13 protein-coding genes are annotated in these 18,847 nt (G+C 68.7%); all 13 read left to right on the plus strand.

Going from position 1 to position 18,847, the window contains the following annotated elements; all coding sequences use genetic code 11:
• Positions 1-284: 284 nt before the first annotated feature.
• The 13 genes from ACWH4W_RS31960 to ACWH4W_RS32020 all read left to right on the plus strand — a co-directional run bounded on the left by ACWH4W_RS31960 (position 285) and on the right by ACWH4W_RS32020 (position 18,777).
• A complete protein-coding gene (locus ACWH4W_RS31960) occupies positions 285-1,826 on the plus strand; it encodes an FAD-dependent oxidoreductase (protein WP_473079360.1) in 1,542 nt (513 codons plus the stop codon).
• A 411-nt stretch (positions 1,827-2,237) separates the two neighbouring features.
• Entirely contained in the window at positions 2,238-3,938 is a 1,701-nt protein-coding gene (gene qcrB / locus ACWH4W_RS31965; RefSeq protein WP_473079361.1) for a cytochrome bc1 complex cytochrome b subunit, read from the plus strand.
• A 251-nt stretch (positions 3,939-4,189) separates the two neighbouring features.
• A complete protein-coding gene (locus ACWH4W_RS31970) occupies positions 4,190-4,549 on the plus strand; it encodes a DUF3099 domain-containing protein (RefSeq protein WP_473079362.1) in 360 nt (119 codons plus the stop codon).
• A 674-nt stretch (positions 4,550-5,223) separates the two neighbouring features.
• Positions 5,224-6,249, plus strand: coding sequence for a type III polyketide synthase (locus ACWH4W_RS31975; RefSeq protein ID WP_473079363.1), 1,026 nt, complete (start codon positions 5,224-5,226; stop codon positions 6,247-6,249).
• Positions 6,246-6,806 carry a cupin domain-containing protein gene (locus tag ACWH4W_RS31980; RefSeq protein WP_473079364.1) on the plus strand — a complete coding sequence of 187 codons (561 nt, stop codon included), beginning with the start codon at positions 6,246-6,248 and terminating at the stop codon, positions 6,804-6,806. Before ACWH4W_RS31975 ends, ACWH4W_RS31980 begins: the two co-directional genes overlap by 4 nt.
• Before the next feature lie 5 nt (positions 6,807-6,811).
• Complete coding sequence (locus tag ACWH4W_RS31985; protein WP_473079365.1) at positions 6,812-7,969, plus strand: DegT/DnrJ/EryC1/StrS family aminotransferase; 1,158 nt, start codon at positions 6,812-6,814, stop codon at positions 7,967-7,969.
• A 39-nt stretch (positions 7,970-8,008) separates the two neighbouring features.
• Complete coding sequence (locus ACWH4W_RS31990; RefSeq protein ID WP_473079366.1) at positions 8,009-8,923, plus strand: aromatic prenyltransferase; 915 nt, start codon at positions 8,009-8,011, stop codon at positions 8,921-8,923.
• 43 nt (positions 8,924-8,966) lie between these two features.
• On the plus strand, positions 8,967-10,547 hold the full coding sequence (locus tag ACWH4W_RS31995) for a class I adenylate-forming enzyme family protein (RefSeq protein WP_473079367.1): 1,581 nt from the start codon (positions 8,967-8,969) through the stop codon (positions 10,545-10,547).
• A gap of 234 nt (positions 10,548-10,781) precedes the next feature.
• Positions 10,782-11,705 carry an aromatic prenyltransferase gene (locus ACWH4W_RS32000; protein ID WP_473079368.1) on the plus strand — a complete coding sequence of 308 codons (924 nt, stop codon included), beginning with the start codon at positions 10,782-10,784 and terminating at the stop codon, positions 11,703-11,705.
• Between the two features lie 1,297 nt (positions 11,706-13,002).
• The gene (locus tag ACWH4W_RS32005; protein ID WP_473079369.1) at positions 13,003-14,565 is read left to right on the plus strand and encodes a vanadium-dependent haloperoxidase; all 1,563 of its coding nucleotides are present in this window, start codon (positions 13,003-13,005) and stop codon (positions 14,563-14,565) included.
• A gap of 677 nt (positions 14,566-15,242) precedes the next feature.
• A complete protein-coding gene (locus ACWH4W_RS32010; protein ID WP_473079370.1) occupies positions 15,243-16,799 on the plus strand; it encodes a vanadium-dependent haloperoxidase in 1,557 nt (518 codons plus the stop codon).
• Between the two features lie 92 nt (positions 16,800-16,891).
• Positions 16,892-17,311, plus strand: coding sequence for a TetR/AcrR family transcriptional regulator (locus ACWH4W_RS32015; protein ID WP_473079371.1), 420 nt, complete (start codon positions 16,892-16,894; stop codon positions 17,309-17,311).
• Positions 17,312-17,535: 224 nt separating this feature from the next.
• On the plus strand, positions 17,536-18,777 hold the full coding sequence (locus ACWH4W_RS32020; RefSeq protein WP_473079372.1) for a cytochrome P450: 1,242 nt from the start codon (positions 17,536-17,538) through the stop codon (positions 18,775-18,777).
• Positions 18,778-18,847 lie beyond the last annotated feature (70 nt).

Consider the following 18,847-nt stretch of genomic DNA (forward strand, 5'->3'; position numbering starts at 1 on the left):
GAGGCGACGCCGGGTCCGCGCGCGCACCGGCCACGCGTCCCCGGCCGCGGGCCGCGTGGAGTCGCCGGCGCCCTCCGGACCGCCGCCGCCAGCGGCGGTCCGGACCCGCCGAGTCCCCACCGCCACGGCTTCCCGCCGCCTCCGCTCGAGCATTCCTCGAGGTCTCCTCGCGGCTGCCTCGACAGTCGCTCGAACTCGTGACCCCCGGCCGGTCGAATCCTGTCGCGCGGGCGGCCGCGCACCGCATGATGCAACCACAACCCACGCGGAGGGGAGGCGAGTTGATGCCCGAAGCAGGTGTCATCGACGAGGGCGACGGCCACGGTCACGCCGTGGTCATCGGCTCGGGCATCGCCGGGCTCACCGCGGCGCGGGCCCTGGCCAACTTCATGGACCGGGTCACCGTGCTCGAGCGCGACTGGGTGCCCCGCGGACCGTCCCGGCGCCGGGGCGTCCCCCAGGCGCGGCACACCCACAGCCTCACGGCGGACGCCCAGCAGGGCCTGGAGCGGTTGTTCCCCGGCGTGGGCCGGGACCTGACCGAAGCGGGAGCGGTGCGCGTCCGCATGCCCGAGGACATGCTGCTGCTCGGCCCGGGCGGCTGGCTGCCCCGGTTCGACTCCGGCCTGTCGATGCTGAGCGCGAGCCGTGACCTGATCGACGCGGTGGTGCGCGACCGGCTGCGCGCCGACCCCAAGGTGACCTTCCTGCAGGAGCACGAGGCCGTCTCCCTGCTGCCCGGCCGCCACGACACCGTCACCGGCGTGTGGGTGCGCGGCCGGGACCGGAAGGCGCCCGGCGGGTGGGGCGCCCCGCGCCTGCTCTCCGCCGACTTCGTGGTGGACGCCACCGGACGCGGCTCGCGTGCGCCCCAATGGCTCGCCGAGCTCGGCTACGGGTCGCCCGCGGAAACGGTGACCGAGGCCAGGACCACGTACGCCACCTCCGTGTTCGCCCCGCCCGTCGGCCATGTCGCCGACTGGAAGAGCCTGTGGTTCATGGCCTCCGCCGACGATCCGGCCCAGGGCGTGCTCAACCCCGTCGAGGGCGGCCGCTGGTCGGTCACGCTGTCCGCGGGAGCCGGCGAACGCCCGCCCGCCGACCACGCCGGGCTGCTGCGCGCCGCGGGCGCCCTGCGCCACCCGTTACTGCGCGAGGTGCTCGAGGCCGCCACGCCCCTCGGGCCGGTCTACGGCTGCGACCGCACCGGGAACCGGTGGCGCCACTACGAGAGGATGCGCCGCTGGCCGGACCAGTTCCTCGTGGTCGGCGACGCCTTCGCCGCCCTCGACCCGGCTCACGGCCAGGGCATGACGACAGCGGTGCAGTCCGCCCTCCTCCTCGACCACATGCTCGCCGCCCACGGCACCGCGGTCGGCCTCTCCTACCGGCTGCGCCGGGCCCTCGCCCACCAGCTGGCCCCCGCCTGGCGGACGAGCATCCGCGGTCTTCGCGCGGCCGACGGGTCGCCGGCCGGAGTACGCGCCCGGCTCGGCAGGCGGTACGCCGCCCGGGTCGCGGCGGCCGCGACCGCCGATCCGCGGGCGGCGAGGCTGCTCCTGGAACTGCGGCAGGCGGCCGCCCCGCCCGCCGCCGCGGTGCGGCCGGGTGTGCTGCGGGCCGTGCTCCGGGGCCCGCGCGGTCCGGTCGCGGCGGCGCCGCCCAGCACCACCCACGGCCCGAACGCGCGTCCTCGCCGCTCCGCCGCCGCGGACGCCCCCGTCGCCGGCCCCCTCCCCGGCTCCGCTCCCCCGCCCAGGACCACCGCGGGCGCCGTGCCGCACTGGCCGGCCGCGGCGCCCTCCCACGACCGGCGCAGACCGTGAGCACCGTAGCCGGGGACCGCACGGCACGCCGTACCCGGCTGCAAGCCTCCGCCGGCACGGTCCTACGCTCTTTCGTATGAGAGGAATGAATCAACTAGCCTTCATACGGGCGCAGTTAGGCCGAAATCAGGTGCTGCGCTCGGGTAACAACCGTGTCTATCATGGCCTGTTGCTGACGAAGGCGGCCGATATGCACCCCCGAGACTCGCAACTCGCTCGAGAAACGCTTGAGTTCCGACCGGGTTCCGGCTCAAGGCCGGTTGTCCGGCCACGGCGCGCGTCGATAGCGTTCCAGCTGCTCCAGGGCACGGGCCCGCTAGCGCCGCGGCAGGCCACCTGGACCCCCGGCCGCGTGCCGGCCGGGCCGGGTGTGCCTGTGACAGCCGAGCGGCGAGGGGAGGGCGCACGGGTATGAGCACGACCGAAACGGCGCCGCAGGGCACGCGGACCGAGACGCCGAAGGGTGAACGCGTCGCCGACTGGGTGGACGGGCGGCTCGGGATCTACCACTTCCGGTTCCTGGTCCGCAAGGTGTTTCCCGAGCACTGGTCCTTCATGTTCGGGGAGATCGCGCTCTACAGCTTCGTCATCCTGATCCTCACCGGGATCTGGCTCACCCTGTTCTTCGACCCGAGCATGGCCGAGGTCGTCTACGACGGTCCGTACGAGCCGATGCAGGGCATTCTGATGACGGAGGCCTTCGCCTCCACCATGGAGATCAGTTTCGAGATACGAGGCGGCCTGTTCATCCGCCAGATGCACCACTGGTCAGCCCTGGTCATGATCGGCGCGCTCTGCCTGCACACGCTGCGGCACTTCCTCACCGGGTCGTTCCGCAAGCCGCGTGAGCTGAACTGGCTGATCGGCTTCGTGATGCTCGTCCTGGTCATCCTGGAGGGCTTCCTCGGGTACTCGCTCCCCGACGACCTGCTCTCCGGCACCGGCCTGCGCATCGCCTCGGGCATCACGCTCGGCATCCCGGTGGTCGGCACGTACGCGCACATGCTGCTGTTCGGCGGCGAGTTCCCCGGAACCGAGATCGTGCCCCGGCTCTACCCCGTGCACATCCTGCTGGTCCCGGGGATCATCCTGGCCCTGCTCACGGTGCACCTGATCCTGGTCTTCTACCACAAGCACACCCAGTTCCGGGGTCCGGGCCGCACCGAGAAGAACGTCGTCGGCGAGCCCTTCATGCCGAACTACGCGGCCAAGGCCGGCGGCTTCTTCTTCCTGGTCACCGGTGTGCTCGCGCTGATGGCGGGCATCGCCCAGATCAACCCCGTGTGGAAGTACGGCCCCTTCCGTTCCGACCAGATCTCCCAGGGGTCGCAGCCGGACTGGTACATGGGCTTCCTCGAAGGCGCCCTGCGGGCCATGCCACCCTGGGAGGTCGTCCTGCCGGGCGGCTACACCCTCAGCCTCAGCGTCCTGATCCCCGCCGTCATCCTGCCCACGCTGATGATGGCCGTGATCGCCCTGTGGCCGTTCCTGGAGGCGTGGGTCACCGGGGACAAACGCGAGCACCACCTTCTCGACCGGCCCCGCGACCACCCCACGCGGACCGCCTTCGGCTGCGCGTTCGTCTCCCTGTACCTGGTGCTGTTCTTCGGCGGTGCCAACGACGTCCTGGCCGAGCGCTTCCACCTGTCCCTGAACGCCATCACCTGGTCGGTGCGGATCGGGATCTTCCTGGTCCCGGCACTGACGTACGTGATCACCAAGCGGATCTGCCTGGGTCTGCAGCGGCGGGAGCGGGACAAGCTGCTGCACGGCCGCGAGACCGGAAGGATCAAGAGGCTGCCGCACGGCGAGTTCGTCGAGGTGCACGAGCGCATCGACCGCGGCCACGAGTACAGGCTGCTGGCCAGGGAGGACTACAAGCCGCTGCCGGCGCCCGCGAAGGAGCACGACGGCGTGCCCAACCCGCAGGGACGCAAGCAGGTGCTGCGCCACAAGCTCAGCCACTGGCTGTACGGCGAGCAGGTAGCGAAGCCGACGCTGCAGGAGCTGGAGCAGGCCTGGGAGCACGGCGGTCACTCGCCCAACGGCCACCTGGAGCCGGCGGCGCAGCGCCCTGTCCCGCAGCGGGAGCCGGACCAGGAACTGAACTGACCCGGCGGCCCACGGCGAAGGGCAGGACCGGTGACGGCGGCGCGGGTGATCAGGGACGGTCACCCGCGCCGCCGTCGTCCCACCGTCCGCGAGGGCGGCCGACCGCACGACGACGACCCGGCCGAGCGCCCCGGTGCGCGCGGCCCGCAGAGCAGGAGAGCACCCGCACCGCGCGGGTTCCCCGTCGAGGCGTCGGGGTCCCGTTCCCCTTCCCGTCGTCCGGCGCACCTGCCGGTGTCCACGGAGGCCCGATGAGCAGAACCCCATGGCGGCACCGGGACGAACCCCGGGCCGAGTCCATCACCGGGGCACGCGCCGGCCTGACCCAGGACCTGCGCGGCCGCCAGCGCCGTTACCTCGTGGCCATGCTGGTGCGCAGCGGCTGCGTGGTCCTGATGGCCCTCACCTGGAGCCGCTGGCCCGCCCTCGCGGTCTGCGCCCTGGTCGGCGCCGTCCTCATCCCGTACGTCGCCGTGGTGGTCGCCCAGGCCGGATGGCGCCAGCAGCGGGGGGTGCGGCACGCGCTCGCGAGTGTGCCCGAGGAACCCGCCCCCCGCGTCGTCCTCGAACCCACCCTGATCCTGCCGCCGGAACGCAACACGACGGGTTGACGGGGCAGTTCGCCACAAGGCGGCTCACCCGGCCGTGTGCGCACACCGTCAACCCGCGTGACCCACGTCACTTCGAGACGCCCTTGGCGCGGTGACCGACCCGTGTCACTATTTCAGCAAGCCTTCCCTGCCCAAATTCTGTGACTCGGCGGCGGATCGAGTACCGCGCCCACCGGCGTGCGGGCGAGGCCGAGTTCACGCCGGGCATGTGACGCCCCGTCCGGACGGAACCGTACGGACGCTCGCAGGACTTCGAGCGGTGTTCTTCACCCGCCCTCCCATCCAGGCCTTCTCTCCACGGGGTTCCGCGCGGGCTCCCGGACGGCGTTCACCCGACCGCCCGTGACGGCCACCCGACCGCCCGTGACGGCGCGGGAGCCGGCACCGGGCCCGCGCCCGGCGCCGACGACGGCCGGCCGCACCGGCGAACGAACCGAACCGCGCACTCCGGTCCTCTGCGCCGTGACGCCCGCAGGCGTTCCCGAAGGCCTCCGGAAACCGAGCGCGAAGCGCCGCGGCCGCACGTGCGGCCGACCCCGCTGTCGTCCGGCCGGGCAGCACCGGGAGTGCGCGAAAGGCTCTTCACGTATAGAAGGCAGACCTAGAGAAAGTGGACCCCAGACATGCCTAGGCTGTGCAAGCCCGCGGTGAGTGCTCCGGAATACGTCATCACGATGGAAGAGACTCTGGAATTCGCCGAAAGAGTCCACAGTGGAAAGCCTCAGCTTCCTCTGGCGCTGCGGCTGATCCGGAACACGGGGGTGAAGAAGCGGCACATCGTCCAGCCCATCGAGAAGACGCTGACGCACCCGGGCCTGACGGAACGCAACCGCATCTACGAGGTCGAGTCCAAGAAGCGCACCCCCGAGGTCGTCGAACAGGCCCTGAAGAACGCCGACGTGGCGGCACGTGACATCGATGCGATCATCTATGTGTCGTGCACCGGCTTCCTGATGCCGTCGCTGACCGCATGGCTGATCAACACGCTCGGGTTCCCGTCCGGGACCCGTCAGATACCCATCGCACAGCTGGGGTGCGCGGCGGGCGGGGCGGCGATCAACCGGGCCCACGACTTCTGCACGGCCCACCCCGGCAGCAACGTCCTGATCGTGTCGTGCGAGCTGTGCTCGCTGTGCTACCAGCCCGACGCGGACGACATCGGCTCGCTGCTGTCCGACGGACTCTTCGGCGACGCGGTCGCGGCCGCCGTGGTGCGGGGCAACGGGGGCGTCGGCATAGAACTGGAGCGCAACGCCTCCTACCTCATTCCGAACACGGAGGACTGGATCTCCTACTCCGTGCGCGACACGGGCTTCCACTTCCAGCTGGACCGCCGGGTGCCCGGGACGATGGAACCGCTGGCCCCGGTGCTGCGGGAGTTCGCCAAGGACCACAGCTGGGACGTCGGAAACCTCGACTTCTACATCATCCACGCCGGCGGTCCGCGGATCCTGGACGACCTCGCCAAGTTCCTCGACGTCGACCGCCAGGTGTTCCGTCACAGCTGGGCGACCCTGACCGAGTACGGGAACATCGCCAGCGCCGTGGTGCTCGAGGCCGCGCGCAGGCTCTTCGAAGAGGACGCCCCGAAGCCCGACGCCACCGGCCTGATCGCGGGGTTCGGCCCCGGAATCACCGCCGAGATGGCGCTGGGCCGTTGGAACGTCGAGACACCGGCAGAGATGGACAAGATCGCATGACTGGCCTCATCGTGCCGCCCGGCCACGGACGGAAGCTGATCACGAAGGCGCAGGAGGTGACCTTCAAGGCCACCAAGGCGCAGGGCTCCTCGGTATCGATCTTCGAGGTGGTCGTGCCGCCCGGGTTCGACGTCGGGGCGCACACCCACAAGGACTCGCAGGAGTTCTTCTACGTCCTGGAGGGAGAGCTGCAGCTCCTGGCGTTCGAGCCGACCAGGCGCACCGGGGACTCCTGGCACGACTGGGAGTCCCCGGACGGCGACAAGGCCGTCCGGGCGACCGAGGGCGCCTGCATGTTCGTCCCCCCGGGAGTCCCGCACGCGTTCAGGAACGCCTCGGACGCGCCGGCGCGCATGCTGTTCCAGTGCTACCCGTCGCCCTACCACGAGGAGTACTTCGAGGAGATCGCGGAGATCTGGGCGGCCGGCGGAGCGGTGGACCCCGAGGCCGTGGAGCAGATGCGTCGGCGCTACGACGTCAGCCAGATCACCCCGCTCCGCTACGAACCCCCCACCCTTCTTCCTCCCCCGTCGTCGACCTCGGAGCGCGGAGCGTAACGGAGATGAGCAACACGAACACGATCCCCCTGGTCCACGCGAGCCTGGGCGAACAGGAGCTGGCGGCGGTCGCAGAGGTGTTCGCCTCGGGCTGGCCGGCCGGTCAGGGCCCGCGGGGCAAGGCGCTGGAAGCCCGGCTGAAGCAGCGTTACGGCGCCGGTGACGCGGTCATGGTGAGCAACTGCGGTGCCGCGCTGCACCTGGCCATGCTCGCGCTCGGCGTCAAACCGGGCGACGAGGTGATCGTCGCCGACTACACCTTCCCGGCGCCCGCCCACGCGGTGCGCTACGTCGGTGCGACGCCGGTCTTCGCCGACGTGCGGGCCGACACCGGCACCGTGGACCCGCAGGCGGTGGCGGACCTGGTCGGTCCGCGGACCGTCGGCGTGATCGCGGTCGACACGCTCGGCATGCCCGCGGACTACGCGCCGCTGCAGGCGATCGCCGACCGCCACGGGCTGTTCGTCATCGAGGACGCCGCCTGCGCGGTCGGCGCGACGTACCAGGGGCGCGAGGCGGGCGCGCTGGCCGAGGTGGCCTGTCTGTCCTTCCACGGACGCAAGGGGGCCACGAGCGGTGAGGGCGGTGCGCTGATCGCCTCCGACCCGGCGGTCGGGGCGGACGCGAGGCTGCGGTCGTCCTTCGGCATCGGCAGCATCTTCGACCAGGCGCAGGTCGTCGGCCTGCCGATCCCGGAGTTCACCGAGATCGGCTACAACTTCAAGCTGTCCGACATCGCCGCGGCGATCCTGCAGGTGCAGATCGGCCGGATCGACGAGCTGCTGGAGCGCCGCCGGGCCGTGGCGGCACGCTACGCCGAACTGCTCGCCGACGAGGAACTCCTCACGCTTCCGCAGGTGCCCGAGGACCGCACGCACGCCTGGCAGTCCTACATGGTGACGCTGGATCACACCGTGGACCGCGCGGCGGTCGCCACGGACCTGCGCGCCCAGGGCATCGGCTGCGGGCACGGCACCTGGGCGACGCACGTGCAGCCCGTGTTCGAGACGAAGCAGACGTGCCCGGTCTCGGCGGACCTCTTCCGCCGCAACCTCGCCATCCCCATGCACGCCGAACTGAGCATGGACCAGGTCGAACGGGTCGCGGAAGTCCTTCGTGCCACGCTCCGGACCCACGCGTCGTCCACGCGCCGCGCCACGTAGGACACGTACCCCGGTCCCGAAACGACGCTTGGAGAAAGTATGTCGGGAAAAGTTGATGCGGCGAGTCTCTACTCGGCCGTCGAAGAGTCAGCCGGCCTGCTGGACGTGGCCGTCTCGCGTGACACGGTCTGGCCTGTCCTGACCGCGTACGAGGACGCGCTCCCGCAGGCCGTCATCGCTTTCAGGGTGGCCACCAACGCGCGCCACGAGGGCGAGTTCGACTTCCGGTTCACCCTGCCGAAGGACATCGACCCGTATGTCCGCGCGCTGTCGAAGGGCCTCGCCACCCAGACCGGCCAGCCCATCGACGACCTCCTCACGGACCTTCAGGAACGATGCCCCATCGACAGTTACGGCATCGACGCCGGAGTCGTCGCCGGATTCAAGAAGATCTGGGTCTACTTCCCGGGCGACGACTACCAGAGCTTGTCGAAGCTCGCCGGCATCCCGTCGATGCCGCGCAGCCTGGTCGAGAACGCCGACTTCTACACCCGCTACGGCCTGGACCAGAAGGCGGACGTGATCGGAATCGACTACCACAGTCGGACGATGAACGTGTACTTCGCCGAGCCGCCCGCCGAGTGCCTCGAACAGGAGGCCGTCCGGGCCATGCACCGGGACATCGGAATGCCGGAACCGAGCGAGCAGATGCTCCGGTTCTGCGGACAGGCGTTCGGCATGTACACCACTTTGAACTGGGACTCCCCGAAGATCGAGCGGGTCGCCTTCGGTGTGAAGACCCGCAATCCGCTGGGACTTCCCGCTCGACTCGGCCAGAAGATCGAGCAGTTCCTGAAGAGCTATCCGTACGGCCCAGACGACCCCAAGATGGTCTACGCCGCCATGACGTCGGCCGGTGAGGAGTACTACAAGCTCCAGGCGTACTACCGCTTCCGCCCCCGCAGCCGACTGAACCTGATGGCGTCGGCCGACTCCGCCACGGCTTCCGCATAGTGCGGCGTCGCTCTCGCAGCGTGCCCAAAGGAGACAGTCACCCATGAAGGGCTCCATCGCCTACACATCGATACAGAAGCGCGGTCTTCACATCGGTCTTCTGCCGGAGATGGCCGCGGCCGTGAACGGGTCGACGCCGATCATCCTGGACCACGACCTGGACGCCCTGCCCGAGACGGGCCGACGCCTGACGGTGACCCAGTTCGCCGACCACGTGGACGATCTGGCGGCCCGCCTGTGGGCAGCAGGTGTCCGCCCCGACGAACACGTCGTGATCCACAAGACCGCCAACGCCGACATCTGGTTCCTCGCCGCTGCGGCGTCCCGGATCGGGGCGGTCGTCGTGATGCTGTCGCCCGCCCTGGACGCCGCGACCGTCGGCGCTCTGCTCGGGCGGGTGGACCAGCCGAGCCTGATCACCGACGTGCACAAGCTCGACGGACTGGCCGAGGTACCGCTCGCGGACCTCACCAGGCGGGTGATCGCCGTCGGCGGCGAACGGCCGGGGGCGGTCCCGCTCGCCGGACTGGCTGGTGCGCCGAGGGTCAAACCGGTCGTCCGGCCGATCAACGCGCCCGCCGTGATCACCCACACCTCCGGCACCACCGGGCTTCCCAAGCTCGTCGTGCACACGCCCCGCACTCAGGGCGTCCGCCTCAAGCCGCAGTGGCGCCTGCTGTCCCTGATGCGGAAGAAGGAGACCGTCGCGGTCCACATCGCGTTCGTGCACTCCCGGATGGTCGCGGCGATGGCCCTGGCCCTCCTGAAGGAGCTGCCGGTGCTGCTGATGAAGGAGTCGAACCCCGACGACGTCGCCGAGCTGTTCCTCAGGAACCGGCCGGGATTCATCGAGGCGCTGCCCAACGCACTGATGGAGTGGGAGAGGCTCGCCGAGGACCCGCGACTGCCGTTCGCGTCGGTGAAGTGCTTCAGCAGTACGTTCGACGCGATACACCCCCGGACGATGAGCCGGCTGCTCAACGCGTCCGAGCGGCGCGGGGCGCTGTTCTTCCAGATCTACGGGCAGAGTGAGGTCGGGCCCGCCGTCGGCCGGGCCTACTTCCGCGGCTCCGCCCATAAGGCGAACGGGCGCTGCGTCGGCTGGGCCATGCCGAAGGGCTGCGCCAAGGTCCGCGTGGTGAGCCGGAACGGCCGGCCTCCGTCCGAGCAGAACCCCGGCTTCATCGAGGTCGCGTGGGACGGCCTGGCCAAGACCTACTGGGCCGAGCAGGAACGGTACGACGCCAACCGGGACGGCGACTGGTGGCGGACCGGGGACGTCGGTTACCGCACCAGATTCGGCTGCCTGCACATGCTCGACCGTGAGGTGGACATGATTCCCGGGCTGCACAGCTCCCTGGAGGTCGAGGACGTCGTGCTGAGCAGGCTCGACGAGCTGAGCGAGCTCGTCGTCGTACAGGGTCCGCAGTCCGAGCCGATCCCGGTGATCTGCACTCACGACGACGCGCCGCTGGACCGGAACCGATGGCGAGCGGCCGTCACCGAATTCCCCCAGCTCGCCGACCCCGTCCAGATTCCGCAAGCCGAACTGCCTCGCACCGCCACGCTGAAGGTGCAGCGGACCGAGCTGGCCCGCCGGTTCGAGGAGCAGCTGGGGAAGTGAGCGCGACGCGGCATCGGCCCACCGTCACGGCGGTGGGTCGACCGACTCGAACGCGCACAGGGCTTTTCCCGGTCTTCGGGTGACCACTTTCGGCCTGCCGGATAAGGAGAAGGAGTGCCTGGAGAACCGCCGGACGTCATTTCCGTACAGGCCGTCCTGCGCGCGATGAAGATCGCGTGATCGGCTGAATACGGACACCTGGAAAGCAGAACTGAACCGGAACCTGGAGGACCGATGTCCGGAAGCACCGTGGTCGAAGATGTGTATTCGGCCATTGAGGAATCAGCTCGGCTGGTGGGGGCGGCCTGTTCGCGTGACCGGGTCGTGCCGATCCTGAACGCTTACTTCCCCGACGGGGACAAGCTCGCGGAGGCCGGGATCTCCTTCACCGTGCAGACCGGCGAGCGCAACGCGGGAGAACTCGACTACACCATCAACGTGCCTCCGGAGGGCGGTGACCCCTATGCCGTCGCCCTGGCGAACGGGTTCGTGCCGGAGACGGACCATCCTGTCGGGGTCCTGCTCTCGGAGGTCCAGGAGCGGTTCCCCGTCAGCGAGCACCTGATCGACTGCGGCGTCACCGGCGGCTTCAAGAAGATCTACGCGCACTTCCCGCAGAACTTGCAAGCCGTAGCCAAACTCGCCGAGCTCCCGTCCATGCCGCCGGCTGTGGCCGAGAACCTCGATTTCTTCGCCCGTCACGGCCTGAACGACGTGGCGATGATCGCATTCGACTACCGGCGCAAGACGATCAACCTGTACTTCACGCAGATCTCCGAGGAGGGCCGCGATCCGAAGACCATCCTGTCGCTGCTGCGCGAGGTCGGACTGCCGGAACCGAACGAGCAGATGCTGGAGTTCGCCCACAAGTCGTTCAGGGTCAACGTCACCCTCGGCTGGGAGTCCTCGAAGATCGTGCGGATCTGCTACGCCCCGCCGCCGGCCCGCAGCCTGGATCCGACGGCGCTTGCCTCTCCGGTCGAACCGGGAATCGAGAAGTTCGCCAAGAGCGCTCCGTACACCTATGTGGGAGACCGGGTGAACCTCTTGGCCGTCAAGTGGACGCCCGACGGGGAATGCCTGGATGTTGCCGCGTACTATCAGCTCTCTCCCATCCAGCGGAAGATGTGGATGGCGCTCCACAAAGAGGAGATATGACGCGCCGTCGGTCGGTGAGGTTTTCCCAGCGGAATGAACTGAGCGGGTGCCCGACCGGCCGATCCGCCTCCTGAACGGCGTCCGAAGCCTCCGGCAGGAGGGAGTCCGGAGAACTCCCTCCTGCCGGTCTCCGTCGCGGGCGCACATGGACTGGAGGCTTCTGCTGGGTCTGGTGCCCCGGCAGGTGACGTTCACCCCGTCGCGACGCCCGGCACGCTCCCCCAGGCTCTTCGGGCGGGAGGGGGGACCCCACTCGCCGCACCGGCCGGATGCCCGAGTACCGCTTCCCGGAGAAGGAGAACGTCCGCCGGCCGGGGACCGGCTCTCCTCGCCGTATGACGCGGACACCCACTACGGCATCGAACGCGGCCCGGGCCGGTGCGGCCACGAGGTCCACCCGAGTGGGACCCGCGAGCCGGACGCACCCCACCTGATCACGCACGTGGGGACCACCGGCGCCCTCGTTAACGACACCGAGGTCACCGCGGCGATCCACCGGCATCCGGCCGAGCGGGGACCGAAAGCGCGCGAGCATGTGGTGGACACCGGACACGTCGCCGCCGCCCGCATCCCGGCTGCCCGCGAAGACCGCGGCACCGGCCTGGTCGGCCCCGCCGGCACCGGAACCCACCACAGCGGACGCGACGCACAGGCACCGGGCCTGACCCAGGCCGCCTTCACGACGGGCCGCAAGGCCAAAAAGGCACCTGCTCCGGGACGCATCCGGTGTCAGCAGCGCAGGCCCAGCGAAACGCCGCTCGTCCGGGTGCGTTTCGCGCTCGCCGGCCGTGGTCCTGTCCGCTGGGACCGAGGCGTACCGAGGCAGCCGACGGCGCGCGGGGCCGCAGCCTCACCCTCGCGGCGTGATCCGCTCACAAGAACCCTCCTGCGGATTTCTCAACGGAGTCCCGCCGGAGGACTTCACACGGTGCCGTACTCCACCGTGCCCGACGTTTCGCGACCGGTCGTCCGGTACCCGGCCCGGCTCCCGGCCGCCCCGCCCTGGACGACATCGGATACATGAACGCTGGCGGCGGTCTACAGGATCCCTCGAGGAAACACCGCTCCGCTTTCCGCGGAGAGGGCCGGAACCGAGACCGAGCAACGTCGGCGCACCCTGCGTACATCATCACAACCCGAACCGAATCGGCTCTATTCGCCAGTGCCGCCTCGCCCTCACCACGGCCTGACGGCCTTGAACGCCGATCCGAGTCGACTCGTTCTCGAGCGTGGCCTCCCTAGGGTGAGGCCACGCCTTGGACGTGTGCAGCCCCTTCCTCAGGAACTAAGGACAGGCATGAAGACTTCCGGACTTTCTTCCGTCTCTGGCATTTCCCCGCGGCGCAGGTCACTCCTGGTAGCCGGGGCCGGCGGTGCCTCGGCCGTGGCGCTGGGCACCCTGGGCACCACCGGTACGGCTGTCGCCGGCACGCGCGCCGCGGAGGTGCCGTCGATCGAGTTCGACTTCGACAAGGACAACTTCATCCGGGACCTGGTCTCCAACGCCGACCGGAACACCTTCGAAGACCTCGTCGCCCCCATGGACGTGACCCTGCTCATGCGGTTCACCCACGCGACGACGGTCGCGTGGTTCGACGCGATAGCGCCGTACCACCCCACCGCGGTGGGTTTCTACTCGCAGATCGCTCGCCGTCCCGCCAGCGAGGCCGCCACCAACAGGAACAAGAACATCGCCGCCTTGTACGCCACCTACCAGGTGATCAAGGGCTTGATCCCGGACCGGCTCCCGGAGCTGCACACACTGATGGTCGCGGTCGGCCTGGACCCCGAGGACGGGTCGGAGGACAAGACCAGCCCGATCGGCATCGGCAACCTCGCTGGCAAGGCCGTCGTCAAGCACTTCGAGCGCGATGGCATGAACATGCTTGGCGACGAGGGTCGCAAGTACCACGGCCGGGCCTACGAGGACTACACCGGCTACGCGCCCGTGAACACGGCCTACAAGCTGACCAACCCCTCACGCTGGCAGCCCCAGCTGGGCCCCCACCGCCGCCGCAACCTGCGCGAGGGCGCGGGCGACAAGGGCGTCTTCATCATCCAGCAGTTCGTCACCCCGCAGATGCGGCTGGTCAAGCCCCACTCCTACCGGGACCCGAAGCAGTTCAAGCTCGCCCCGCCCAACCACACCGACCACACCAACATGCGCCTCTACAAGCGCTCGGTGGACGAGATCCTGGAGGCGTCGGCCGCGCTCACCGACGAGCAGAAGGTGAAGGCGGAGTTCTTCGACAACAAGCTGTTGGGCATCGGGCAGTCGGGGAAGGCGGCGGCCAACGCCCACGACCTGGACCTGGACGGCTGGGTGCACCTGTTCGTGACGAACTCGACCGCGATCTACGACGCGCTGATCGCCGCCTGGTACCAGAAGACCAAGTACGACGCCGTGCGACCGGTCAGCGCGGTCGGGTACGTGTACGGCCGCAGCAAGGTGAGCGGCTGGGGCGGACCCGGCCTGGGGACGGTCCACGACATGCCCGCCAACGAGTGGCAGAGCTACCTGCAGGTGGGGGACCACCCCGACTACCCCTCCGGCTCCACGACGCTCTGCTCCGCCGAGGCGCAGGCGACGCGGCGCTTCTTCGACGACGACGTCCTGAACTGGAGGTACGTCGCCCCCGCTGGCTCGACGGACGTGGAGAGGGGTATCACCCCCGCCAAGGACATCGAGCTGCACTTCCCCACGTGGACCTCCTTCGTCAAGGACTGTGCCATCAGCCGGGTGTGGGGCGGTGTGCACTTCAAGACGACCATCGAGAGGTCCGTCGTCTTCGGTGAGCAGTTCGGCGATCTGGCCTACGAGTTCGTGCAGAAGCAGATCAAGGGCAAGGTCAGGCGCTGAGCGACCGCATCGGAGGCGGACGGACGTTGCTGAGGCGCCGACGTCCGTCCGCCCCGCTCCGGTGTGCGGGGCCCGCCGTTTCCTGCGCAGGTCGTCGCCTGTGTTCTGCGGTTCCCGCTCCGTTCGTCGGGCCGTCAGGGCGACGAAGTGGTGCGCAGGACGCCTGGCATGCACCGGATCGTAACCGCCTTGATGGTCTGTTTATCGATCACTCCCGGCGGTGTCGGTCGTCTTACTGGATCCCAGGATGTCCAGCAGGGCGCCTGCTGGATCACTTGAACTACGTTGAAAAATTGGGACTTTGGGCGTCGAGCGAGCTCTCGTCCTCGGTTCCCTGCACAATAAATACAGGACGAGCGGTTTTGTATTGACAGACCGGTTGTGCTGTTTTAATGTTGTCGCCGCCGGATCTCGCGCCATTGGCGGCGCAAACACAGCAAGAGCAGACACAGCGGCAACAGCAGTGGTGACCACTTCGGCGTCACCCGTCTCGAAGCGGTGATCGGCGCCGGGGCCGGCAAGGGCCCGGACGGCGGTCTGCCGAACTCCTCTCGCACATCGTGGACGGAGTTCACGACTCAGGTGGGGGGCCACCGGCTCGATCTCCCAGGCATGCCCTGCTCCGAGGACCTCGCTTTGAACGCGTAGACCCCTTCGTGAAGAAAAGGATCCAACGCATGACGACGTTCGGACGTTCTCCCGCCTCAGGCTTCCCCCTGCAGCGCAGGTCGTTGCTGCTGGGTGGGGTCGGCGGTGCCGCTGCGCTGACCCTGGGATACAGCGGAACGGCCGCCGCCGCCGAGCCGCCGCAGATCGACTTCAATCTCGACACCGACAACTTCATCGAGTGGTTGCAGCCCAACGACGAGAACGCCGGGGTGTCGCCCTCCGCGGACGTCTTCGCCCCCATGGACGTGACCATGTTCGTCTGGGTCAACCACCTGACGGCGGTCGCGTGGTTCGACGCGGTGGCGCCTTACCACCCGACTGCGGTCGGCGTGTACTCCCAGATCGGCCGCCGCCCCTCCAGCGAGTCCGCCACCAACCGGAACATGAACATCGCCCTCCTATATGCCACGTACCAGGTGGTCAAAGCTGTGGTGAAGGAGCGGGTGCCGACCGTCCGGCAGATCCTGACCGTGCTCGGCCTGAACCCCGACGACGAGTCGGAGAACCCGACCAGTCCGGTCGGCATCGGCAACCTGGCCGGCAAGGCCGTCATCGCGGCGCGCCGGCGGGACGGCATGAACATGCTTGGTACCGAGGGCGGCCGCCGGTACAACCCCACGCCCTACGCGGACTACACCGGTTACCGGCCCGTGAACACTGCCTACGAGCTGGTCAACCCCTCGCGCTGGCAGCCGCAGGTGGGGCCCCACCGCCGCCGCCTCGGCCCGGGGGCGGGCGACATGGGCATCTACACCGTCCAGAGCTTCGTTACCCCGCAGATCCGTCTGGCCAAGCCCTACTCCTTCAAGCACCCGAGCCAGTTCAAGCTCGCTCCGCCCACGCACATCGACCACACCCGGTCGCGCGCCTACAAGCAGTCGGTGGACGAGGTCCTGGAAGCGTCGGCCAACCTCACTGACAGGCAGAAGGTGATAGCGGAGGTCTTCGACAACAAGGTGTGGGGCGTCGGCCACTCGACGATCGTCCTTGCTCGGCGCCACGACCGCGAGCTGGGCGTGCACGGCTGGGCCCACTACTTCCTCGCGCACGTGTTGTCGTCGTTCGAACCGATGATCGCCGCCTGGCACCACAAGATCAAGTACGACGCCGTGCGACCGGTCAGCGCGATCCGGTACGTGTACGGCCGCAGCAAGGTGACCGCCTGGGGCGGACCCGGCAAGGGGACGGTCCACGACATTCCCGCCAACGAGTGGACCAGTTACCTGAAGGTGGGGGATCACTCCGAATACCCGTCCGGCTCCGCGGTGCTCTGCTCCGCCGAGGCGCAGGCGGCACGGCGCTACTTCGGCAGTGACGTCCTGGACTGGAAGTTTACCGTTCCCGCCGGCTCGACGCTGGTGGAGCCGGGGGTCACTCCCGCCCGCGACCTCGAGTTGCACTGGCCCACCTGGACCGACTTCGTAAATGAATGTGCCATGAGCCGGCTGTGGGGCGGGGTGCACTTCCGGAAGACGATCGAGAGGTCCATCGAATTCGGTGAGCAGTTCGGCGACCTGGCCTACGAGTTCGTGCAGCGGCACGTCGAGGGCAACGTCAAGAACTGACCCCGCCGCGGCGGCGGGCGCCGGGACGAAAGACCCGCCGCCTTCGCGCTTCACCACCAGACAAGCGCTAGAAAAAGACACTTGGAGGATTCATGTCCGCAGCTGCCGAGGTGGAGAACGTGGGCTCGGAGAAGCTGGCCGCGTACGCGAAGACGCGCTCGGACGAGGCCCTCGCCGCGCCGCAGGAGCAGCTTGGTGAGCAGCTCTTCCGTACGTTCCTGGGAGCCTGGGAGAACCCCGAGATGAGGCCTCAGCTCCTTGAGAAGATCCGCTCCGCGGCCACCAGCGACGAAGGCGCGGCACAGCTGCGCGACCACTTCACCTCCTTGATCGTCGAACGGGTGGGGGCGATCACCAAGGCGCCGCCGCTGAACCTCAACGCGATCGCGGCGCAGGTCGTGGGTGTGATCATGCTGCGCTACATCCTGAAGATGGAGCCGGTCGCGTCGGCGTCCGAGGACGAGCTCGTCGCCACCTTCGCCCCCACCATCCAGCGCTACCTGGACGCGTAGTGCGCCCCTTCGAAGTGAACTGAAGAACTGAACTGAAGAACTGAACTGAACAACGGCATCGGCCGGAAGCGACAAAAGTCGCTTCCGGCCGATGCCGTTTTACATGCGTTCTCAGCAGAATTTCCGCTCGAGAGGTGAGCGCCTTGAAGAGTCATGCGAACTCGACAACCTCATGCCCCAGCGCCTCGGATGAAAACGGCAACCCGGCCTTTCAATTCAGCCGAATGGAGCACCTCCTCCGAGGTCGTCCGTTCCGCCACGTGACGGTGGACGGCGTCGATGCCGTTTTCGTCAACGACCCGGTCCTAGTGCGCCGGATCCTGGTGAAGGACAGCAAGAGCTACGGAAAGGGTGAACTCTTCCGTAAGGCCAGGAACCTGAGCAGGGTGGGGCTCCTCACAGAGGATGAGGTCATGCACCGCCACTACCGGCGACTGGCGAATCCGTATCTACGGGCGTCGAAGGTAGACGACTACATTCCGATCATGCACGGCCACGCCCGTGATGTGGTGACCTCATGGCGAGCCGGCCAAACCGTCGACGTCCAGGCGGAGATGTGCCGGGTCTCCTGCGCGATCGCGACGGACACCGTCTTCCAGGGACTGCCGCCCGAGACGTCGGCAGCACTCAGCGAGAGCCTGTCCGTGCTCTCCTGGGAAATGATCAGGAAGCCGCTCTACGGTAAGGCGGCGTCCCGAGCGGCGCAGCAGGTGCCGGCCAGGCGGCTGGCCCAGGCGAAGAAGAACTTCCGGGACCTTCTCGCTTCCTGCGTGGCGGACCAGCTGCGTTCGCCGGACTCCACGGCGGGCTACCTCACGGCACTCCTGTCGGATTCGGACGAGAACGGGAATCCCGTCCTGACGCCGGACGAGGTCGTCGAAGAGGCGGTCATGATGCTGACCGCGGCGACGGTCACGACGGCGTCCGTGATGTCCTGGGCCCTGCATGTGCTCTCCGAGAACCCCCTGGTCGAGGAGAACCTCCTCAAGGATCTGGCGGAGAAGGCGAGCGGAAGCCCCGGCAGTGGTCAGGGGGACTGCCCGGTCGGTTACACCATGCGGTTCCTGATGGAGGTTCTGCGACTCTACCCGCCGGTGTGGATCACGTGCCGGAAGAGCATCGCGAACGTGGCGCTGGGTGATTACGCGTTGCCCGTGGGTACAAACGTCGTCTTCAGTTCGTATCTGCTGCACCGGGACCCGAACCGGTATCCGGACCCGCATCGCTTCGACCCCGACCGGTGGCTTTCCATACGGCCGCGCCCGGATGACGCCTCTTACATTCCCTTCGGGACGGGAGCGAAGGGGTGCATCGGAGAGCCCTTCGCATGGCTGGAACTGGAAGTCCTCCTCACCGCGGTGGTGCAGGGGTGGAGCCTGAGAGGCAAGCCCGGCAGCAAGGTCCGCAAGGCAGCGGAGACCACGCTGCATCCCCACCGGCTCCTCATGGTCCCCGAGCCTCGGTGATCGCCCAGCACGCCGAGCGGGCCGCCGGAGGACGTTCGGCGGCCCGGGCTCGTCCCGCACACACCTCCAC

This window comes from Streptomyces sp. DSM 120436, assembly GCF_055778765.1.